At 66.1% G+C, this 20,881-nt stretch carries 22 protein-coding genes and 1 pseudogene; 11 read left to right on the top strand and 12 right to left on the bottom strand.

Going from position 1 to position 20,881, the window contains the following annotated elements; translation table 11 throughout:
- Positions 1-46 precede the first annotated feature (46 nt).
- The gene (locus ACQP0C_RS26365) at positions 47-238 is read left to right on the top strand and encodes a hypothetical protein (protein WP_433724108.1); all 192 of its coding nucleotides are present in this window, start codon (positions 47-49) and stop codon (positions 236-238) included.
- Between the two features lie 24 nt (positions 239-262).
- Here the strand turns inward: ACQP0C_RS26365 and ACQP0C_RS26370 are convergent, their stop codons facing one another.
- Positions 263-1,438 (bottom strand): ROK family protein, encoded by a 1,176-nt coding sequence (locus ACQP0C_RS26370; RefSeq protein ID WP_433724110.1) that lies wholly within the window; start codon positions 1,436-1,438, stop codon positions 263-265.
- A 109-nt stretch (positions 1,439-1,547) separates the two neighbouring features.
- On the opposite strand from ACQP0C_RS26370, the gene ACQP0C_RS26375 reads away from it, so the two are divergent.
- Genes ACQP0C_RS26375 through ACQP0C_RS26385 form a run of 3 tightly spaced genes read left to right on the top strand, consistent with a single transcriptional unit; the run spans position 1,548 to position 4,569 of the window.
- The gene (locus ACQP0C_RS26375) at positions 1,548-2,624 is read left to right on the top strand and encodes a sugar ABC transporter substrate-binding protein (protein WP_433724112.1); all 1,077 of its coding nucleotides are present in this window, start codon (positions 1,548-1,550) and stop codon (positions 2,622-2,624) included.
- Positions 2,621-3,358, top strand: a complete 738-nt coding sequence (locus ACQP0C_RS26380) for an ATP-binding cassette domain-containing protein (protein WP_433724114.1) — start codon at positions 2,621-2,623, stop codon at positions 3,356-3,358. The genes ACQP0C_RS26375 and ACQP0C_RS26380 overlap by 4 nt, the downstream gene beginning before the upstream one ends.
- Positions 3,359-3,369: 11 nt before the next feature.
- Positions 3,370-4,569 carry a sugar ABC transporter permease gene (locus ACQP0C_RS26385; protein WP_433724116.1) on the top strand — a complete coding sequence of 400 codons (1,200 nt, stop codon included), beginning with the start codon at positions 3,370-3,372 and terminating at the stop codon, positions 4,567-4,569.
- A gap of 2 nt (positions 4,570-4,571) precedes the next feature.
- On the opposite strand, the gene ACQP0C_RS26390 is transcribed toward ACQP0C_RS26385, so the two are convergent.
- Positions 4,572-4,970, bottom strand: a complete 399-nt coding sequence (locus tag ACQP0C_RS26390; protein WP_433724118.1) for a hypothetical protein — start codon at positions 4,968-4,970, stop codon at positions 4,572-4,574.
- Between the two features lie 214 nt (positions 4,971-5,184).
- Here ACQP0C_RS26390 and ACQP0C_RS26395 point away from each other — a divergent pair, with 214 nt between their 5' ends.
- On the top strand, positions 5,185-6,036 hold the full coding sequence (locus tag ACQP0C_RS26395; RefSeq protein ID WP_433724120.1) for an alpha/beta fold hydrolase: 852 nt from the start codon (positions 5,185-5,187) through the stop codon (positions 6,034-6,036).
- 7 nt (positions 6,037-6,043) lie between these two features.
- On the opposite strand, the pseudogene ACQP0C_RS26400 reads toward ACQP0C_RS26395, so the two are convergent.
- Both ACQP0C_RS26400 and ACQP0C_RS26405 read right to left on the bottom strand, forming a co-directional pair.
- A pseudogene (locus tag ACQP0C_RS26400) lies at positions 6,044-6,287 on the bottom strand (hypothetical protein).
- A 23-nt stretch (positions 6,288-6,310) separates the two neighbouring features.
- Entirely contained in the window at positions 6,311-7,537 is a 1,227-nt protein-coding gene (locus tag ACQP0C_RS26405; protein ID WP_433724122.1) for an FAD-dependent monooxygenase, read from the bottom strand.
- Between the two features lie 90 nt (positions 7,538-7,627).
- Between ACQP0C_RS26405 and ACQP0C_RS26410 the strand changes: the two genes are divergently transcribed.
- From ACQP0C_RS26410 to ACQP0C_RS26420, 3 genes are all read left to right on the top strand, one after another.
- On the top strand, positions 7,628-8,371 hold the full coding sequence (locus ACQP0C_RS26410) for a TetR family transcriptional regulator (RefSeq protein WP_433724124.1): 744 nt from the start codon (positions 7,628-7,630) through the stop codon (positions 8,369-8,371).
- Between the two features lie 219 nt (positions 8,372-8,590).
- Positions 8,591-9,217 (top strand): LysE family translocator, encoded by a 627-nt coding sequence (locus ACQP0C_RS26415; protein WP_433724126.1) that lies wholly within the window; start codon positions 8,591-8,593, stop codon positions 9,215-9,217.
- A 59-nt stretch (positions 9,218-9,276) separates the two neighbouring features.
- Positions 9,277-10,221 carry a hypothetical protein gene (locus tag ACQP0C_RS26420; RefSeq protein WP_433724128.1) on the top strand — a complete coding sequence of 315 codons (945 nt, stop codon included), beginning with the start codon at positions 9,277-9,279 and terminating at the stop codon, positions 10,219-10,221.
- Between the two features lie 13 nt (positions 10,222-10,234).
- On the opposite strand, the gene ACQP0C_RS26425 is transcribed toward ACQP0C_RS26420, so the two are convergent.
- Genes ACQP0C_RS26425 through ACQP0C_RS26450 form a run of 6 tightly spaced genes read right to left on the bottom strand, consistent with a single transcriptional unit; the run spans position 10,235 to position 15,504 of the window.
- Positions 10,235-11,455, bottom strand: a complete 1,221-nt coding sequence (locus ACQP0C_RS26425; protein WP_433724130.1) for a cytochrome P450 family protein — start codon at positions 11,453-11,455, stop codon at positions 10,235-10,237.
- 10 nt (positions 11,456-11,465) lie between these two features.
- Positions 11,466-12,710: a cytochrome P450 gene (locus ACQP0C_RS26430; protein ID WP_433724132.1), complete on the bottom strand. Its 1,245-nt coding sequence runs from the start codon at positions 12,708-12,710 to the stop codon at positions 11,466-11,468.
- An 8-nt stretch (positions 12,711-12,718) separates the two neighbouring features.
- The gene (locus ACQP0C_RS26435; RefSeq protein ID WP_433679013.1) at positions 12,719-13,324 is read right to left on the bottom strand and encodes a GTP-binding protein; all 606 of its coding nucleotides are present in this window, start codon (positions 13,322-13,324) and stop codon (positions 12,719-12,721) included.
- Entirely contained in the window at positions 13,299-13,649 is a 351-nt protein-coding gene (locus tag ACQP0C_RS26440; protein ID WP_354951071.1) for a DUF742 domain-containing protein, read from the bottom strand. Before ACQP0C_RS26440 ends, ACQP0C_RS26435 begins: the two co-directional genes overlap by 26 nt.
- On the bottom strand, positions 13,646-14,074 hold the full coding sequence (locus ACQP0C_RS26445; RefSeq protein WP_354951073.1) for a roadblock/LC7 domain-containing protein: 429 nt from the start codon (positions 14,072-14,074) through the stop codon (positions 13,646-13,648). Before ACQP0C_RS26445 ends, ACQP0C_RS26440 begins: the two co-directional genes overlap by 4 nt.
- Entirely contained in the window at positions 14,074-15,504 is a 1,431-nt protein-coding gene (locus ACQP0C_RS26450) for a sensor histidine kinase (protein ID WP_433724134.1), read from the bottom strand. The genes ACQP0C_RS26445 and ACQP0C_RS26450 overlap by 1 nt, the downstream gene beginning before the upstream one ends.
- 464 nt (positions 15,505-15,968) lie before the next feature.
- Here ACQP0C_RS26450 and ACQP0C_RS26455 point away from each other — a divergent pair, with 464 nt between their 5' ends.
- Positions 15,969-16,400 (top strand): type II toxin-antitoxin system Rv0910 family toxin, encoded by a 432-nt coding sequence (locus ACQP0C_RS26455; protein WP_433724136.1) that lies wholly within the window; start codon positions 15,969-15,971, stop codon positions 16,398-16,400.
- Positions 16,401-16,413: 13 nt separating this feature from the next.
- Positions 16,414-17,199, top strand: a complete 786-nt coding sequence (locus tag ACQP0C_RS26460; protein ID WP_433724138.1) for an alpha/beta fold hydrolase — start codon at positions 16,414-16,416, stop codon at positions 17,197-17,199.
- 42 nt (positions 17,200-17,241) lie between these two features.
- Here the strand turns inward: ACQP0C_RS26460 and ACQP0C_RS26465 are convergent, their stop codons facing one another.
- Positions 17,242-18,777, bottom strand: a complete 1,536-nt coding sequence (locus ACQP0C_RS26465) for a DHA2 family efflux MFS transporter permease subunit (protein WP_433724140.1) — start codon at positions 18,775-18,777, stop codon at positions 17,242-17,244.
- A 119-nt stretch (positions 18,778-18,896) separates the two neighbouring features.
- Here ACQP0C_RS26465 and ACQP0C_RS26470 point away from each other — a divergent pair, with 119 nt between their 5' ends.
- Entirely contained in the window at positions 18,897-20,078 is a 1,182-nt protein-coding gene (locus tag ACQP0C_RS26470; protein ID WP_433724142.1) for a cytochrome P450, read from the top strand.
- A gap of 30 nt (positions 20,079-20,108) precedes the next feature.
- Here the strand turns inward: ACQP0C_RS26470 and ACQP0C_RS26475 are convergent, their stop codons facing one another.
- Positions 20,109-20,681, bottom strand: coding sequence for a TIGR03086 family metal-binding protein (locus ACQP0C_RS26475; protein ID WP_433724144.1), 573 nt, complete (start codon positions 20,679-20,681; stop codon positions 20,109-20,111).
- Positions 20,682-20,881: the final 200 nt, after the last annotated feature.

Genomic DNA, 20,881 nt, shown 5'->3' on the forward strand with positions numbered 1-20,881 from the left:
CACCGTGCTATTTACACTGCGACGATCCAGATCGAGGGAGCGTCGAGTGTCCACTACCGTTCGGGTTTTGTTCGTTGTCGTCGCCGTGCTCGTCGGCATCATCGTCGCGGTGATATCCGCAATCCTGTCCAAGGTCAGCGGGTCGCCCGCGGGCATCGTGATCCGCGACGGCGGCGTAGCCTTCGCCGGCACCGCGGGCCTGACCCTGCTACTACTGAAGGCCATCGGGGTGCTGTGATCGTCCCCGAGGCCACCTCCCACATCACCCGCCCTGTGCGCGCCGATCGAAGAGCCGGTCCCGCGCGATATCGAGCGCGCGCGAGACCGCACCGCTGAGCACACCGTCATCGCCGAGCGTGCTGGCGACAATGCGCGGGCGCAGCGGCCCGAGTTCGGCCATGCGCCGGGCGATCGAGTCGCCGAGCAGGTCGACATTGTGGCCGATACCGCCGCCGAGCACGACGAGTTCCGGGTCCAGAATCGCCGCGACCGCGGTGATGAGCGCGCCGATGCGGCGGCCCTCGGACTCGACCACCGAGCGCGCCCGTGCCTCACCCGCCGCGGCCGCCGCGAAGATGTCCTTCGCCGAGGCCGGACTCAGCCCGGCCTGCCGCGCGCTGCGGGTGACACCGCCCGCGGCGGCCACCGTTTCGGTCATCCCGCGATGGCGGGCGTCATCGGGTGCCGCGTCGACCTCGGTGGCCGGTAGGAACGAGACCTCGCCGGCGGCGCCGGTACTGCCGACATAGAGTTCGCCATTGATCACGATGCCCATGCCGACGCCGGTGCCGATCGAGACCAGCACGAAGTTGCGCACGCCCACGCCCGCGCCGTAGGTGAGCTCCCCGACGGCCGCGAGATTGATGTCGTTCTCGATCGCCGATTCGACTTGGAGCGCGTCGCGCAACTGTCCGACGAGTCCGGACCGCCCCCAACCGGGCAGATTGGGGGCGTAGTCGAGCCGACCGGTGGCGGCGTTGAGCACACCCGGACTGCCGATCACCGCGTAATCCACTGCCGCCCAATCCATTCCGGCGTCATCGGCGACCTTGTGCGCCAGCGTGCGGACCCGGCGCACCAGGTCGACGGCCGAGCGGGCCGAATTGCGGATATCGCGGCGGGCGATGAATTCACCGCGCAGATCGGCGATCGCGAGCCGGACCCAGTGGCGGCCGATATCGACCCCGGCCACCACACCGGCGCGCACATTCATGTCGTAGATCGCCGTGGTCGGACCCGGCCGACCGCTCAGCGAGCCGACGAGCCGCACCAATCCGGCCTCCTCCAGGCCCGAAAGCGCCGCCGAGACCGTGGGTTTGGACAGTCCGCTGGCCTTGGCCAGCTCGCCGCGCGAGGACGGTCCGTGCAGCCGGAGGTGATCGAGCAGCAGTCGCTCGTTCATTGTGCGCAGCAGTTGGGGATTGCCGACCTTACTCACTGATCCTCCTCCGCGTAACTACTGGACACCCCGTGGGTTAGTAAACTACCTTTCTTATCAACGCTCAACCGGGCGCACCTTTCAATTCCCTCTCGGCACGGTGATTCTCATGCGTCGAATTCTGCTCATCACCGCGGCGGCAGCCGCATTCGTCCTGGCGGCAGGCTGTAGCTCCGGCACCGGCGATGCGAAGTCGGGCGGCGACAACCCGACGATCGCGCTCCTGCTCCCGGAATCCAAGACCACCCGCTACGAGGCCTTCGACCGGCCGCTGTTCGAAGCCAAGACCAAACAGCTGTGTGCGAGTTGCCGGGTGCTCTACTTCAATGCCGATCAGGATGCGGCCAAGCAGCAGGGCCAGTTCGAATCCGCGCTCACCCAGGGCGCCGATGTCATCGTGCTCGACGCGGTGAACGCCGATGCCGTTGCGCCACAGGTCAATCAGGCCGAGCGCAAGAAGATTCCGGTGATCGCCTACGACCGGCTGATCTCCGGCATCGGCTACGAGTACTACGTCTCCTTCGACAATGTGAAGGTCGGCAAGGTGCAGGGTGAGGCCCTGCTGGCCGAGCTGACCAAGCGCGGCACCGTCGACAAGGGGCAGGTGGTGATGATCAACGGTGCGCCGACCGATCCGAGTGCGGGCGACTACAAACAGGGCGCGCACCAGGCACTGGATGGAAAGGTGAAGGTCGCCAGGGAATTCGACACTCCCGACTGGTCGCCGGACAAGGCGCAGCAGGAGATGGAACAGGCGATCACCGCACTCGGCAAGGATGCCATCGTCGGTGTCTACTCGGCCAATGACGGTATGGCCAGCGGTGTGATCGCGGCCCTGAAGCGAGCGGGCTATGCCACGCTGCCGCCGCTGACCGGTCAGGACGGCGAACTCACCGCGGTACAGCGGATCCTGACCGGCGAGCAGACGATGACCATCTATCTCAACTACCGTGCCCAGGCCGAGCAGGCGGCCGAACTCGCGGTCGCGCTGGGCAAGGGCGCAAAGCCCTCGGCCCCAGCGACAACCGATAACGGCTCCGCGAAGATCCCGTCGTTCCTGTTGGATGCGATCGCGGTGAGCAAGGACAACCTGAAGGACACCATCGTCAAGGACGGCCTCTACTCCGTAGCCGAGATCTGCACGCCCGACGTCGCGGCGGCATGCCAGGCCGCGGGACTCAAATGAGTACGGCAACAACGGTTCTGGCCGCACGCGGCATCGTCAAGCGCTATGGTGCGGTACAGGCATTGGCCGGTGCCGATCTCGAGGTGCGGGCCGGTGAAGTGGTCGCGCTCGTCGGCGATAACGGCGCGGGCAAATCGACGCTGGTGAAGGTGATCTCCGGGGCAATCGTCGCCGATGAGGGGGAGATCACCTTCGCCGGGGCCCCGGTTCGGATCACCCGGCCCCAGGATGCGCAGGCACTCGGGATCACCACGGTATTCCAGGATCTCGCGCTGTGCGACAACCTCGATGTGGTCGCCAATCTCCATCTCGGCACGGAGACAAGAACATTGAGTGTGCTCTCCGAAATCGCGATGGAGCGCAGCGCGCGGGATCTGCTGCGGTCGCTGGATGTGAAGATCAAGGATGTGCGGGCGCCGGTGTCCGCGCTCTCGGGCGGGCAGCGGCAGTCGGTCGCGATCGCCAGAGCGCTGCTCGGGCAGCCCAAGATGGTGATCCTCGACGAACCGACCGCGGCGCTCGGCGTCGAACAGACCGCGCAGGTGCTCGCGCTGATCGGCCGCCTGCGCGAGCACGGCCTCGCGGTGCTGCTGATATCGCACAATCTGGTCGATGTTCGGACCGTCAGCGATCGCATCGTCGTCCTGCGTCTCGGTCGCAATGCCGGTGCGTTCGAGACCGCACAGGCCAGCCAAGAGGCCATCGTCGCCGCGATCACGGGGGCCGTCCGATGAGTGAGCTCGCCATGAAACAACCTGCATTGCAAGGAAATCCGCTGCGCGGATGGGCCGATGCGGCGGCGGACCGGCTGCGCCGCGGTGATGTCGGCGCCATCCCGGTCGCGGTCGGACTTGTCATCATCGCGGTGGTCTTCAACCGGCTCAACGCGCACTTCCTGTCCGCGGAGAATCTCACCAACCTCGCCTTGCAGATGGCCGCGACCGGCACCATCGCACTCGGCATCGTGCTGGTGCTGCTGCTCGGCGAGATCGACCTGTCCGCCGGATCGGTCAGCGGGCTGACGGCCGTGGTGATGACGCAACTATATGTGCACCATGGCTGGAATCCGGTGGTCGCGGTGCTCGCGGCACTCGCGGTCGGCGCGGCGATCGGGCTGCTGCACGCGATGATGCGGACCCAGCTGAGCATGCCGTCGTTCGTGGTGACGCTGGCCGGATTGATCGGCTGGCAAGGCCTGATGCTGTATCTGCTCGGCAAGGAAGGGACCGTCAATCTGCCGTTCGATCGCGGGATCGCGACGATCAGCGATACCTGGCTGCCGCCGTGGCTGGCATGGCTGCTCGTGGCACTGCTCGCGGGCGGGCACCTGGTCGCGAGTGTGCTCACTCGGCGGCAACGGGCCCGCGCCGAGCTGGCGGTATCGGCTCCGGGTTGGATCGCGGCGCGTTCGGGTGCGCTGGCACTGCTGCTGGCCGCCACCGTGGTGGTGCTGAATTCCGATCGCGGGGTGCCACTGACCCTGGTGATCTTCGGCGGACTGGTACTGGCCGTCGATCTGGTGCTGCGGCGCACCGTATTCGGTCGGCGCATCTATGCCGTCGGCGGCAATGCCGAGGCCGCGCGGCGCGCCGGAATCAATGTGACGTGGGTGCGCATTGCCGCATTCATCGGCTGTTCCGCGCTCGCGACGGTCGGCGGCATACTCGCGGCGTCCCGCCTGGTGGCCGTCAACCAGAGTTCGGGCGGCAGCGACATTCTGCTCAATGCCATCGCGGCAGCGGTCATCGGCGGCACCAGCCTCTTCGGCGGACGCGGGCGCGCCTATGCGGCGCTACTGGGAATCCTTGTCATCCAATCGATTACGAACGGCATGCTGCTGCTGAACGTCGACTCGTCGGTGCGTTTCATGGTCACCGGCACGGTGCTGGCCGTATCGGTCGCCATAGATTCGGTGGCCCGGCGCGGAGCCGAAGGGACCCGCTGAGTTCAGCTGCCGAAGACCAAGCAGGCGAAGCCGACGTGCGCGCCGGTGCCGACCCGGACGTCCACCGTGGCGATGGGCGTGACGTCGGGGGCCTGGACGGCGCTCAGCGTATGCGGGCCGGTGCTCTCGGGATACCAGGTGAACAGGGCGATGCCGCCGAGCGGGCGGACCACACCGAGCAGTACGCCGTTGTCGTAGAACGAAACCGGCTCGGCCGCATTATCGACATAGGCCTCGGCGGTGGCCGCACAGTCGGTGCCGTAGTTGGTCGCCATGCCGTAGTTCGAATCCGGCATGACGCCCATCCGGGTCACGGCGGCACTCGCGTTCGGTGCGACGCCCGTCAGGGTGACGGCGGCGGCGCCGAACAGCGTGGCGATCGTGATCTTTCGGTAGCTCATGATTCGGTCCTCATGGTGCGGTGCCGGGTCCGAGTTGCCAGCGGGTTGCACTGATCGTTACCCCATAGCGGCCGCCGATATGCGCGAATCGCCCAGCGTTTCGCGATTACATACCAGCCGGTTGGTTTCCACTGCGGTGCCGCCGCGCCGGTTTCACGCTCATCCGCCCGTTCCCATGCTTTGCACAATCTAGAACGTGTTCTAACGTGATCTCATGGACGTGACATACGAAGGCACGAAGCGGGAACTCAGCACCGATCAGGGGGTGCTGCGCTACCACGAGGCGGGCGATGGACCGCCGCTGTTGTTGTTGCACGGGTCCGGCATCGGCGTGAACGGGTGGCGCAATTACCGTGGCAACCTCGCGGTCTTCGCCGAGCACTTCCACTGCTACATTCTCGAATTTCCCGGCTTCGGCGTGAGCGATGCGGTGGACGGGCATCCCGTGCTCACCGCGGGCGCGGCGGTGCTGCGGTTCATGGACGGACTCGGCATCGAATCGGCGGCCATGGTCGGCAACTCGATGGGTGGTGTGGTCGCGGCCAACCTGGCGATCCAGCATCCGCAGCGGGTCAGCAAGCTGGTCACCATCGGCGGTATCGGCCCGAATATCTTCAGCTCGAGCCCGAGTGAGGGGATTCGGCTGCTGCAGGAATTCGCCGACAAACCCGATCGGGACAAGCTGCTGCGCTGGTTGCGGAGCATGGTCTACGACCCCGCGGTGATCACCGACGAGATCATCGAGGAACGCTGGGAGGCCGCACAGCATCCGGATACCCAGAAGACCGCCGCGATGATGTACGGCTCGACGGCCTGGGCCATGCAGCAGAAATTCCTGGCGAACTCGAACACTCCGCCGTATTGGTCGATGCTGCACAAGGTGCAGTGCCCGACGCTGCTGACCTGGGGGCTCGACGACCGCGTGAGCCCGCCGGATATGGCGCTCGTGCCGATGCGGGTGATCCCCAATGCAGAACTGCACGTCTTTCCTCACAGCGGACACTGGGTCATGATCGAGGCCAAGGCGGCCTTCGAACGCGCCACCCTGGAATTCCTGCGCCGCTGAGTCGGCCTCAGTCGTCGGCCGCGTAGACCGCGATCTCGACCAGATTGCCGTCCAGGTCGTGGCAGTAGTGCGAGATCATTGCACCGAGCGTACCGGTTTTGGTGACCGGACCGCTGGTGATCTCAACTCCGCAGTCCGCCAAATGATCTCGCACCTGCTGCGGCGAGGACCTTCGCGTACCACGCCGCGGTCGCCTCGACATCGGCACAGTTGATGACGATGTGATCGAACCGCTCGACCGAGAATCCCATACTCGGACACCCTACGCCGGTTCTTATCGCGAGCAGCCTGTCGTGCTGGGCGAAAGGGGCTGTGTCCGTGGGTAATCCGGCAACGGGTCGCTCGTCTTCGGTGCCATGATGCGTTCCATACCCGCCATGGATTCCAGCACGGACAGGCGGGTGAGGGCGTTGCGAACCGCCATGCCCGCGCGGGTCTTGGGCACCATGAGCCGAAGGTTCGGTCCGATGTGCTGTTTGCGGTCGACCAGGGCGCGATGGCTCTGCTCGTAGTCGTGAAAGCCTTGGCGGTGATCGCCGTTCGCGGCGGCGAGGGCACCGGCGAGCCGATATGCGCCGACGAGGGCCAGTTCGGCACCGGCTCCGGAGGCGGGTGAAGCGCAATAGGCAGCGTCGCCGACCAGGGCGATTCGTCCGGTCGACCAGGACGTCATATGGACCTGGCCGAGCGAGTCGAAATACAACTCGGGATCGGCCAGTGCGCCGTCCAGCAGTGCTGGGACGTTCCACGCGGATTCGTTGCCGAACCGGTCGGCCAGCACCGCGCGGGCCGCCGCCGCATCACGGGGATCGAGGTCGAGCAGTGGGCTGCGAAACATGAAGTAAGCCTTGGCCTGTGCGTGATTTCCGGAACGATAGATTCCGGCCATCGCGCCCGGTGTGTTGTACACGGTGACCCAGCGGTCGGGTCCGAGGGTCGCATCGGCATTGCCGAAGGCGAAGTAGTGGTCCAGATGGCGGACGAAATCCCGCTCGGGACCGAAGGCCAGCCGCCGGACGGTCGAATGCAGGCCGTCCGCACCGATCACCAGATCGAACCGCCGTGGCACGCCGTGCTCGAAGGTGACGGTGACACCGTCGTCGTCCTGATCGAGGGCTTGGATCGAATCGCCGAAAAGGTATTCCACGCCGGTGTTGCTGTCGTGCAGGATCCGGACGAGATCGCCGCGCATGATCTCCACCTCGGCGCTGTCGTACTTGTCCTTGATCTTCTGCATATCGACGCGGGCGATCGGACCGCCGGTGACGTCCACGAACTGCATACCGGTGACGTCGGCGGCGGCCGACCGGATCCGCGACATGATGCCCATGCGCTCGGCGACCTCGATCGCCTGATCACGCACATCCACCCCTTGGCCGCCGACCCGCAGGCCGGCTGCCCGTTCGACAACCGTCGGCCGGAAACCGTGTCGTACAAGCCAATACGCCAGTGTCTGCCCGGCGATGCTCGCACCCGAGATCAAAATCCGCTCGTTCCGCACTGTCCACACCCTGTCTCGAAATCAACTGACCGTTGGTCAGTGACAGTACGGCGCTGACCGTTGGTCAGTCAAGGGGTAGGATCGGTCGCCATGGCCGACGATTCGCCTGCCCGCATCCTGGTATCCGCGCTCGACCTGTTCGCCGAGCGCGGATACCACGCGGTCTCCGTGCGCGAAATCGCCGAGCGGGTCGGGCTGACGAAAACCGCGGTGCTGTATCACTTCCCGAGTAAGAGCGATATCGTCGCCGCACTCGTGGAGCCCCTGCTGCTCGACAGCGAGGCCGTGCTCGAAGCGGCGGGCCACCAGAGCGATGCGCGGGCGCGATGCTGGGCGGTGGTGGAAGGACTGCTCGACGTGTGGCTCGCACACGGCCAACTGTTGCGAATGCAGATGCAGGACCAGGCGCTGTCCAATGACGAGGCGACCTACGCGCGATTGCGGACCATCGCGCTGTCCGCGCAGGACCTGATCGCCGGACCCGAAGCCGATTTCACCACCAGAGTGCGTGCCGCGCAGGTCTACGCGGCACTCAGCGACCCCGTGGTCATCTTCGCCGACCGTCCGACCGGCGAGCTCCGCGCGGCCGTCCTCGACGGCGCCCGGCGCCTACTCGGCGCCCCTGCCACCCATCACATCCCCGCCCACCGACCACAACCGATCCCGGACTCCCCCGCCCACCCGATCCGCCGCGGCCGCCCAGGCGCAATGACCACCGAAATGGTCGAATCCGCCCGCCACATGCGCGATTCCGGCCGCCCCATCGACGAAATCGCCGCCGAATTCGCCATCTCCCGCGCCACCCTCTACCGACACCTCGGCAAGCAGAACTAATTATGAGAATAATTTCGAGACAAGGCTTCGAGATGTGGGGCGGGTCAAGCCACGCCAGATCAGGCAAGACACGCCGGTTCCAGTAGACCCTGGCACGACGATCCGTCCGCCCTCCTGGAACGCAACGATCAGCCGATCGGGCACCGCCCCGGTCTGCTCAGCCGACCGGCACGGTCGGACGACACTACGCATCCGGCGCCGGGTTCCTAGACTGGCGGGATGATGTCGACTGCGCAGGTGCTCGCGCTCGGTGGGGTGATGCTGGTGGGGGCGATGTCGCCGGGACCGGATTTTGTGATCGTGACGCGCAATGCCGCGGTTTCGGGGCGGCGGGTCGGGGTTGCCAGTGCGGTCGGGATCGCGTCGGGGGTGTTCGTGTGGTCGATGGTGACCGCGGTCGGGGTCGCGGGGGTGTTGGCCGCATCGGCGGTGATATTTACCGTGCTCAAGCTTGTCGGTGCTGGATATCTGGGCGTGCTCGGGCTGCGGGCGCTGTTGGCCGCGCGGCGGGGGGACTATCCGGTCGAGATGCCGGAGTTGAAATCGCATGGCACGGTTCACGCATTCCGCCAGGGACTGCTGTGCAATCTGCTCAACCCCAAGGTTGCGGTCTTCTTCATCGCCTTGCTGCCGCAGTTCCTGCCCGCTGAGCCCAGCACACTGGACACCCTCGAGTTGGGCATTGTCACCGCAACCGTCTGCCTGGCGTGGTTCTCGCTGCTCGCAGTCGGTGTCGGCGCGCTGCGCCACGTGCTCGATCGCCGGTCCGTCCGCCGCGCGATCGATGCCACCATGGGCACGTTCATGGTGGCCCTCGGCATCCGAATCGCCGTGCAGAGCAACTGAAGCCGGGCTGGTTGCGCATAAGCCACATGAGGCACGGATCGGGCGACTAATCTGCGGCCATGGCAGTTACGTGGCCGGATGATATCGACGATGTCCTGCGTGGTGACCTCACCGCTGGATTGGCCTACATCACTGCGGCGGGCGGGGCGGTGGTGACCGCGGTGTCACCGATCGGGTTGCGAGATCGAGAGTTGGGCACGGTCGGGTTCACGACCTCAGTCGGATTCGGCCGCAAGCTGGATCGGATGAAACGGGAACCGAAGGTCGCGTTGGCGTATCACGCGCGTGAGCACGGGTTGGGCGATCCGGCCAACCAACGCTTTGTCGTGGTACAGGGTCTGGCGACCTTCGACGCCGAGCTCGATCAGGCAGCCCTGGACCGGATCGGTGAGCAGGCCACGCCGTATCTGGGCGCACCGCGACGCGGACGATTCTGGGATCGCTGGCTCAGCGCGTACTACACCGACCGCGTACTGGTGACGGTCACGGTCACCCGGATCATCGCCTGGCCGAACCCGGACGCGACCGGCGAACCGGAGGTATACGGCGAACCGCTGCCCGATGCCGCGGATGCCCAGAAGCCGCCCGCGAAAGGCACCGGCCCGCGGGTGGACAGCGCCAAGGCCGCCGCGCGCGCCGCGAAACTGCCGCATTGTCTGCTCGCCTACCGACAGTCCGACGGCTATCCGGCCGTGCTCCCGGTGCAGGTCGGCGATTCGAGTTCGGCGGGCATAAGCCTCACGGTCCCAACCGGAGTCGCCCAGGGCGGTCGCCGTGCGGGGCTGCTCGCGCATACCTATCGCCGACAACTCGTCGGACTCGAATGCCGCCAGCACACCGGCTGGATCGAAGTCGACAGCACCGATGCGATCTACGCCCCGCACACCCGATCCGGATTCATCGCACCACCGAACAAGACACTGCTGTTGCTGGCCAACGGCTTCATGGCCCGCCGAGGACTGGCCCAGGCCCGAAAGCAGGGCCGCCTCGACGCGTTGCGGTGACTCGTACCGGTGACTACGCCAACGTCACCGGCAGCCTGGCATGCCCATTGGAGATGAAGCTGGCCACGCTCCCCAACTCGGACGGATCCGCCGCCAGCCGCATATTCGGAAACCGTGAAAAGATCGCGGGCAACGACACCAGCGCCTCGAGCCGAGCCAGCGGCGCACCGAGACAATGGTGCGCACCGTACCCGAAAGCCAAGTGCTCCTTGTTGTCTCGAGCCACATCGAACAGCTCGGCGGTGTCACCGTGGACCTTCGGATCACGGTTGGCGGCCGCGTACGAGGCGAGAATCGGCTCCCCCTTGGCGATATGCACCCCGTCGACCTCGAGGTCATCGACCGCGAACCGCAGCGGCAGATGCGCTACCGGCGCCTCCACCCGCAATGCCTCCTCGACCAGATCGGCCCAGGTCGCCCGCTCCTCGACCACGGCGGCACGCTGCTCCGGATTGGTCAACAGCGCGAAGATGGCCTGGTCGAGCAGGTTGACCGTGGTCTCATGCCCGGCACTGATGACGAGCAGCAGCGTATCGATCAACTCCTGCTCGGTGAGCTGTGATCCGTCGTCCTCGTCGCGATGTGAGATCAGCAGACTGGTCATATCGTCACCGGGATTGTCGCGCCGATACGCCACCAATTCACCGAGAATGCGATACATCTCCATGTAGTTGGCCTGCGACTGCTCCGGACCGAGCGAGGTGTCGAAAATACCGTCGACGCATTTGCGCAGGCCCGGATTGAGTTCTTCGGGCACGCCCATCAATTCGGAGATGACCTGAATCGGCAGCGGATACGCGAAAGCCTCACGCAGATCGACCGGTTCGCCCGCGGGTATCGTCGCGAGTCCGGCAAGCAGCTGCTCGGTGATCCGCTCGATCTGCTCGCGCATCGCCTCGGTACGTCGGTGGGTGAACGCGGGCGCGACCAGCTTGCGCAGCCGCTTGTGGTCGGCACCGTACGCGGTGAACATATTGTTGACCGCGACCCACAGGAAAAGCGGCCAGTCCTGCGGAATCTCGCCATTGATGAATGCTGGCCAATGTTGGCTCGCGTCCTTCGACACCCGCGGGTCGACCAGCAGCTTCTTCAGCAGCACCGCATCCGTTACCGACCAGGCCCGCACACCGCCGGGCAGTTCCACCAGCGCCACCGGCCCGCGCTCGCGCAGGCGCGCCGATTCGCCCTGGATATCGGTTCCCGCCGGATCCAGGGTAATAGGGTGTTGATCCACAGAAATCTCCTTAAAGCATGGCTAGCGGAGGGGATTTGGGGAAGGTGACAGGTAGGGATACCAGGGCCCGATGGAAAGGCCCCGGCCGCCAGGTGAGTTCTTCGGGCGTTGTCGCCAAACGCATTTCGGGAAGTGCGTCGAGCAGCTGATCGATGGCGTCCTGGACGATCAGATAGGCGACCGACCGCGCCGGGCAGGCGTGCGGTCCCACGCTCCAAGCCAGATGCGAACGGTTGGGCCCGAATTCGCCCACCCCGACGGCTGGGTCGTTATTGCACCCGGACATGCTGATGACGACCGGTTGATGCGCGGGTAGCCAGACATCGTCGATCAGGATCGGCTGTCTGGGGTAGGAGACGCAGTAGTTCGCCATCGGCGGGTCGGTGAACAGCACTTCGTCGAGTGCGTCGCGGGTCGACATGCTGCCGCCGTGCACGCTGCCCGCGAACCGGTCGTCGGTCATCATCAGCAGCAGCGTATTGGTGATCAGATTCTGCTGCGGTTCGATGCCCGCGCCGTAGAGGGTGACGAGCTGGTGGATCATCTCCACATCCGTGAGTTCGGCGGAATGTGCGAGCAAGCGCGAGGTGACATCGTCGCCCGGGGTAGTGCGTTTGAGGGTGACGAGATCGAACAGCGCGTCGGTGAGCATCGCATTGCCCTTATCGGCATTCACGCCCTCGAAGATCGCCGCCATCCCGCTGGCGACCTGCTGGCCGATCTCGGCCGGGCAGCCGAGCATCACATTGAGCACCTGGAAGGTGAGCGGAAATGCGTACTGGCTGATCAGATCCGCAGCACCGTCGCCGCAGAAGGCATTGATCAGCGGGACGGCGGCCTCTTCGACGATGGCGTGCATGGCGTGCAGATCGACCTCGCCGAGGCTCGCGACATTCGCCTGTCGATATCGCAAATGCTCCAATCCCGCACTGCGCAGCGCATTCGGGCGCCACTCCAGCATCGGCAGCACCGGGCATTCGCCGGGTACATTTTGCTGCCAGATGCGCGGATCGGCCGGAAAGTGGTCTGGATCATTGAGTATTCGCACGGCGGTGTGATAACCGATCACCAAAGTGGCCGGTACACCGGGCGATAGGTCCACCGGCACCAATGATCCGTACTGGCGGCGCATTTCGCGGTACGCCCGGTGCGGATCGGCGGCGAACTCCTCGGTGTAGAGCGCGACCCGGGGGCCATCGCTATCGATCGGCGACCCGAGGGCGACCGGGCGGGGGTGGGTTCGATCAGGCTGCACTGCTCTGGCTATCTCCGGGATTCCTGCCGATGGAATAGGAATTCGACAAGAGTGATCAGCGAGCGCAGGCAGGTACTGCGCTCGCGAGCGTCGAGTGAGGTCAGCGGGGTATCCGGTGCGAGATCCAGCGCATCGCGGATCTCCTCGAGCGGATAACGCTTGGCGCCCTCGAACTGGTTGACCGCCACCGAATACGCCACACCGCGCTCCTCCAGGACCGAGAGCACCTCATCGGCCTTCTCGATGCGCCGGGTGTCCACCAGGACCAGCGCGCCGAGCGCACCGCGGGCCAACTCCTCCCAGAGCGGGACGAAGCGCCGCTGTCCCGGCGTACCGAACAGGTACAGCGCGAGTGTCGGATTCAGCGTGATGCGCCCGAAATCCATGGCCACGGTGGTCTCGGTTTTGCCGGGCAGTCCGGCCATATCGTCGACGCCGACACTGGCCTCGGTGATCGTCTCCTCGGTGCGCAGCGGCCGGATCTCGGAGACGCTGTTCACGAATGTCGTTTTGCCAACGCCGAAATTGCCTGCTACCAGGAGCTTTACCGACCGCGTCACGGTCTCCGGCACATAGTCGACATTGCGCTCAGGCCGGGAGAGCACGGAGCCCATTGAGTACCTCCTCGAGCAGGGTGATCTCCGGCATGGTTTCGGCCGGGGTAGGAGTAGCCAGATGTTCGCTGTCCAGCAGATCGGCAACGACGATCTTCACCACGGACGGCGGCAGGTCTAGATATGCGGCGATTTCCGCAATGGACAGCGCGCTGCGACGGCTGCAGAGGTTCAGCACTTGGCGCGCGTCGGGTGTCGCGCCAGGTGCCGGGTCCTTGGCGGCGACGACGAGGGTGACCAGGTCCAGTTCACGACTGGGACGGATTCGTCCCCCGGTGCGCACATAGGCCCGGACCAGGTCGGGGTCTCGCCGGGACCTGGTCATGAGGACAAGCCACCCTCAACTCTCCCACGCGGCTGGGCGCCTAACTCGTGCCCGACCCGCCCGGCGAGTTCGTTCATGCGGTGCGCGACCAAGCCGATATCGGTTTCCGGTGTCGTCGAAACACCTAGCAGCGCACCATCCCCCGCGGCGGTAATGAGGATCATGCCCTGGTCGTACTCGGTCATGTTCTGCCGCACGCCGTTATCGACACCGCCGCAGAACTCGCCGAGCGCCTTACCCAGCGAGCGTAGACCCGAAGCGGCCGCGGCGAAACGCTCGGCGTCGTCCTTGGTAACACCGTCGGAGTGCGCGATCCGCAGTCCGTCGTCGGACAGCAGCACCGCGAACCGAACGCCGGGCACATTGCTGAGATCCTCGAGTAGCCAACCCAGCCTATTGCTGCTGTCGGTCACCGGTGTGCTCATCAGGATGACATCCCTTCGCTGTTATCGGAGGCAGCAGCCTCACGGCCGCTCTTGGAACCCGTCTGCCATGCGGAAGCGATCTCCGGGCGAGCCTGTCCCGCCTCGGATTCGGTGCCCGTATTGGCGGCCGGTACCGGCGCCACCGCTCTCCGGCGACGTTTGGGTAGGCCGCCACTGGTGATCTCGTGCACAGCGAATTCCTCGTTCTCGGCGGGTTGTTCGCTCACCCCGGCCAAGACCGGAACCGGGGACAGTTCGAAGGGCTTCTCGTCGGCGCTCGGAGCCGGGGCGGGCGCGGGCGCGACAGCGGGCGCGGCCGGTTCGGCGACGGTCCTGGGCGCGGTGACGAGCAACGCCTCGGGGATGTAGACCATCGCCCGCATGCCGCCGTAGATGTTCGGGCCATCGATATAGACGGTGAACCCGTAGCGCCGCGCCAGTGCCGCGATGCCGGGGAAGCCGACGCGCGGCGACGGACCGAGCTGGTGGATGTCGATCGGGCGCTCGTTGGCGAGCACCTGCCTGGCCTCTTCCATCTGCTCGGCGTTCATCCGCACACCGGCGTCGTCGATGATGACGGTGACGCCGTGGTGGCCCTCCTGGAAGCTCACGTCGACGAAAGACGTTGGCGGGGAGTAGCGCAGCGCGTTGTCGAGCAGGGTGGCCAGGGTGTGCACCAGCGGCTCCACCGCACGGCTGATCACGATGCGGTCGAGTTGGGCAGGGCGCACCCGCAGGTAGTCGCGAACACGGCCGATCGCACCACCGACGACATCGGTGAGCGACTGCGCGGGCCAGCGCCGACCCGGCAGACCACCACAGACGATCACATACGACTGGGCCTGCCGCAGCATCTGCTGCACGGTGTGGTCGATGCGGGTGAGGGTGGCGTAGACCTCGTCATCGCGGTGCTCGCGCAGCGCGGCGCTCACCACCTGACTGACATCGGCGCCGAGGCTGACCACCGAGGTGCCGAAGGAGCGCACCGCCGCACTGGTCGCCGCCCGCGAGGCGGACTCCACCTCGGCACGGGTGGCTTCCTGGGTCGTCTGGACCACCTGCTGGGCCTTGTCATCGGCCTCGCGGACGACCTGTTCGTGCGTCTCGGACTGCACGACCCGTAGATCATCGGCGAAGCGCTCGGAGATCCACTGCAGGCACTGGGCGAAGCGGGAATTCTCCAGCCCGGTCGGCACCTCGATCGCCGACACCGGCGTCTCGAACCGGCGCACCGCCTCCGACATCGCCGGAAGAGTCTTTGCGGCGAAATGCTCGAGGATCTCCTCGTGCGCGCGGCTCTCTCTACTGAGAGTCTCGGCTCTGGCCCGTTGTTGTTTCGCGTATTGCGCTATATACACCGCCGCCGCCACGGCAATAATGAGAGCGGGGGCGAGGATCCATGAAAGCACCACGGCGATATCTTGATTCATCAGCTCTCTCGTCGTTGCGACAGCCGGTGTCACAGCGGTTTGTTTCGCCTTTCTCGCGACGCCGACCAGGAATAACACTCGTCGAATGCGGCCACGTCGGCGTACCGGAGCACTTTGCGGTCACGACCGCACGCGCACCAGTACCGCCCCAGAGTGCCCACAGGGCAAGTGATTCCGGGGAATCACCGACCGAACGGATCGAGCCGAGCCGACTGCCCAGCACCCGACGACCCGCCCACAGTAGCAGCATCGCAGCGAAGTCTCTCTCGATCCGAAAACCACATTTCGATTCCTCGAACTGCCAGCGCCCCCAGGCATTTCGCACGCCGCCCGGGCGGATCACTTGGCCTGCACGAATTTCGTCCGCGCGGCGCGCCACAACGCGGCGGTGGTAGCCGAACGCTATCGCCGATGCCGCGCGTGCCCGCGTATAGCGAACCGTGGGTACCGGATACCATGCGCGAATGGCAAAGCTGAAGGTGTCCGTCGATGTGCCGATCGCCCCACAGGAGGCCTGGTCGCATACCTCGAATTTGAACGAGCTCGACAAGTGGCTCACCATGCACGAGGCGTGGCGCAACGAGGTGCCCGCCGAACTCACCGTAGGCACCGAACTCATCGGCGTCGCCTCGGTCAAGGGGTTGCGCAATCGGGTGACCTGGACCGTCAAGGCCGCCGAACCGCCGCGGCGACTGGCATTGAGCGGCGCGGGCAAGGGCGGCACCAAGTTCAAGCTCGAACTGCTCGTCGACCCGAAGGGCGCGGGCTCGGAGGTCACCGTCGATATCGACCTGGGCGGAGCACCGCTGTTCGGGCCGATCGGTTCCGGCGTCGCCCGTGCGCTCAAGGGTGATATCGAGCGCTCGCTGGAGCGGTTCGTCGCACTCTACGGCTGAAGGGAGTCCGGACGTGCCCCATGCCAAGGCCGCGGATGGCGCGCGGATCGCGTATCAGACCGCCGGTGTCGGCTCGCCGCTGCTCTTGCTCGGCGGTCAGGCGAACAACCACCACTGGTGGGACGGGATCCGCACGGACTTCGAGACCGCGTATCGCACCGTTTCGCTGGACTATCGCGGCACCGGTGACAGTGACAAGCCGGATATCCGGTACAGCACCATGGGATTCGCCGAGGATGCCATCGCGGTGCTCGACGATCTCGGCCTCGACAGGGTCGCGGTATATGGCACGTCGATGGGCGGGCGGGTCGCGCAGTGGCTGGCCGCGCGATTTCCGGATCGGGTCCATACGCTGGTGCTCGGCTGTACTTCGCCGGGTGGTCGGCACGCGGTGGAACGTGGTGCCGAGGTCCGAAGGTCGCTGGCCGAGGCCGATTCGGCGGCGGTACGGCAGGCGCTGCTGGAACTGATGTACACGCCCGGATATCTGGCGAGCGCATCCGGCCCGTTCAATACCCTCGGCGATCCGGAGATGCCCGCCTACGCCAAACGCAGGCATCTCTACGCGAGCAATAAGCACGACGCGTGGGATGTGCTGCCGGATATCGCGGTTCCCACGCTGGTCGTGCACGGGACCGACGACCGGTTCAATCCCGCGGCGAACGCGCCGCTGCTGGTGGAGCGCATCCCGGGCGCTCGGCTCGCAGTGATCCCGGGCGCTCGGCACGCCTATTTCGACGAATTCCGCGACACCGCAAGTCCCCTCGTGCTGGAGTTTCTGCACGCGGCCCAGCGGTAGCTCCGAGTTCGCCTGATGCCCAGGCGAACTCGGAGCCCACGGCTAATGGACCAGTGCCGGTGCCTCCGCTGCCGCATCCGTCTTCGGCTTGGTGCGCGGCAGGAACGCCGCGGGAATCAGCGTCAGCACCATGATTACCAGCGCCACGATGTAGGTGTGGCTGAATGCCGACGCGGCCTGGCTCAATCCCGTATCGACCGCACCCGGCGGCAGATGGGCCGCGATCGACGGATCGTAATTCGACGCGATCGCGGGTTTGGCGAATGTTTGCCGGTTCAGCAGGCTGCTCAGGACCACCGACATCGTCGCGGTGCCGATCGATCCGGCCGACTGGTTGATGATGTTCATCAGCGTCGAACCGCGGGCCACCTGCTGGTGGGTCAGCGTCTGGATCGCCGCGGTCATGATCGGCATCATGGTGCAGCCCATGCCGAGGCCCATGACGAACAATGCGCCGAGCATGAACGGATACGACGTATCCGCCTTCAGTTGCACGAAGAACACCGCGCCGAGCGAGATCAGCGAGAGGCCGGTCATGACGATCTTGCCGGGACCGATCTTGTCGACGAGTCGGCCCCCGATCGGCATGGTCAACATCGCGCCGAGGCCCTGCGGCGCCATCAGCAGACCGGCCGCCATGGCCGTCTCACCGCGCACCTGCTGCAGGTAGGTCGGCAGCAGCAGACCGGCGCCGAAGAACGCGGTCGCGAACAGCACCATGGTGAGCACCGCGAAGGTCAGCGACCGGTTGCGGAACAGATGCAGATCGATCAGCGGATGTTCGATCCGCAGCGCGTGCAGCACGAACAGCACCATGAGCACCAGGCCGATGGCGGCGGGTATGAGCACCTTGGCCGCGATGACCGTGCCCTCACCCGGAATCGACGAAACACCGAACAGGAACAGCGCCAAACCGGGCGAGGCCAGCAGCATGCCGAGGAAATCGAAGGATTCCGATGGTTCCGGCTTGTCCGCGGGGAAGACGACGAAGGCCAGGATCAGGGCGAGGACGCCGACCGGAACATTGATCAGGAAGATCCACTTCCAGCCGTGGCTATCGATCAGCCAGCCGCCCAGGATCGGGCCGCCGATCGGACCGAGCAGCATCGGCACACCGAGCACCGCCATCACCCGTCCGATCCGCTGCGGGCCCGCCGCATGGGTCATGATCGTCATGCCGAGCGGCATCAGCATGCCACCGCCCAGGCCCTGGACCACGCGGAAGGCGATGAGCGATTCCATACTCCAGGCCTGGCTGCACAGCACCGAGCCGAGCACGAACAGGGTCAGCGCGAGCATGTACAGCCGCTTGGTGCCGAATCGGTCCGCCGCCCATCCGGTGAGCGGAATGACGCTGGCCAGGGCCAGCGTGTAGCCGGTCATCGACCAGGCCGCGATGGCGGTGGTGGTATGGAATTCGTTCTGGAACTTCGGGATCGCGACGGTCACCACGGTGATGTCGAGGATGGACATGATCGCGCCGAGCACGACCACCCCTGCCACCTTGAAGACCGCGAGATCGAGCTTGTCGGTCGCGGGATCCGCCCCCACCGACGCTGTATCCGGAGGATGTGTCACCGCTTAAGCGTCGCACCTCCTCGGCCAAATGACCAGCGATTCCGAGATCTTCACCACACCCCGGGTTCGACACCGCTGGACCGGCGTATCCGCGCGGAAGCAACCCGGATGATGGCGGCGTGACCTTGGAGATCTTCGATGCGCGGTTCGCCGCGCAGCCATGGCCGACGCTGCGTCGACTGCGTGCGGATGGTGGGGTGCATCGGGTGCGCACTCCGGATGGGCCGCCCGCGTGGTTGGTGACGCGATTCGCCGATGTTCGGGCCGGGCTGTTCGACCATCGACTCTCCACTCAGCCCCGCTATGCCGCGGGAACGGACTACCGCGGGTTCGTGGTGCCGCCACCGTTGGATGCCGCATTTCTCGAGAGCGAACCGGATGACCACGCGCGGCTGCGCCGGTCCGTCACCGCCGAGCTGTCGCCGCGGCGGCTCGCGGACTGGGCGCGGACGGCGCCGGAATTGGTCGAAGCCTGCCTGGGTGCTGTCGACACCGGTGTGGAGATCGACCTCGTCGAACGGTTCGCGGTGCCGCTGCCCGCGGCCGTGCTCGGCGAGCTCTTGGGGCTGGCCGCGCCGGAACGCGACGCCCTACTCCGCTGGGCGAATTCGACATTGCTGCCCAGTGCCACGCCACCGCGTGCCCGCGACACACTGACCACCATGCGCGATATCGTCCTGGCGACCATCGATCGGGCACGAAAGACGAAGGGCGACAACGTACTCGGGCGACTCGTCGCGTCGAGCGACGAAACCGGTTCGCCCAGTGCGTACGAACTCGCCGGGATGATCTTCTATTTGCTGTTCGTCTGGTACGAAGTGCTGGTCGATCTGGTCGCGGGATCCGCGCTGGCCCTACTCACCCATCCCGACCAGGTGGATGTGCTGCGCGGTGCGTCCGATACCCGCACCGCAGTGGAGGAACTGCTGCGCTATCTGTCACCGCAGGTGGTGTCGGGTCCCCGATTCGCGACCACCGACCTCGATATCGCGGGCCACACCATCGGTCCCGGTCAGACCGTGCTGCTCTGCATGGCCTCGGCCAATCACGACCCCGAGATCTTCGACGACCCCGCCGAACTCGACCTCGCCCGGGCCGACAACCCCCACCTGGGCCTCGGCCACGGCGTGCACGCCTGCCTCGGCACCGCCTTGGTTCGCACCATCACCTCAGCCGTACTCGATCGGCTGTTCATCACCCGCGCCACCGCGACCCTCGCACGCGATGCGCAGAGTATCCAGTGGCGCTCCGGATTTCGGCACCGTGGCCCGTTCGAGCTGCCGGTTGTGCTGGCCCGATAGCCCCGCGCGGGTATGCACCGGTCGCGGCGCTCAACCGGCCGCGCCGGGCGACTTCCACTTGGGATCGCGGCCGAACCAACCGGCGAGCCGTTCGTAGGCGGGCGCGTCCGCGGGGACGGGCACCTCGTGGCCGAAGGCCTTATCGGGACCGCGGAATTCGGGGCGCAGCACGGTATGCGACCAGGCCAGGCCGTGTTCGGCGATGTGCGGATCCAGTTCCCGGTCCTGGCCGGTCGCGCGGGCCAGATCCCAGGCATGCATGGCCAATTCGGTCAGCTGCTGGTCGGCTCGACTGCGCAGCGGGGCTTCCCGGCCGCCGGGTCCCGAGACCGGGCGGTCCAGATCGGCGCAGCGCCAGGTATCGAGCACCGGTGCGGCCGCAGTTTGGAACTGCGCCGCCCAGTCCGGTCCGAGTTCCTCGGGCGGGGCCGTCCAATCGGCCATCTCGCCGCGCACGGAGACCAGGAAATTCGGCAGGTCCTGCCCGATGACGTGACGCACGAGCGCCCGCACATCCCAATCCGTACAGGGCGTCGGCAGTGTCGCCTGCTCCGGGCGAATCGCCGCGATGACCTCGCCCATCTGCGTCACTGCACGGTCCATCAGGTCAACGGTGGGATCAGAAGTGTCCACGACTGTCGATTCTGCCCCGCGACCACCGCCCACGTGACCGAACACGCTTTACGCGGCCGCCAAGGGCGGTCCGACCGATGACGCTGACCGGTGTCAGCTATCTGACCTTCCGATACGCGCTCGGGAGGACCGAGCAGCGGGCAGAGATCATTCGTGCGCTCGGGCCATCG

It is taken from the genome of Nocardia sp. CA-129566, assembly GCF_050956075.1.
In the GTDB taxonomy this organism is placed as follows: Bacteria; Actinomycetota; Actinomycetes; order Mycobacteriales; family Mycobacteriaceae; genus Nocardia.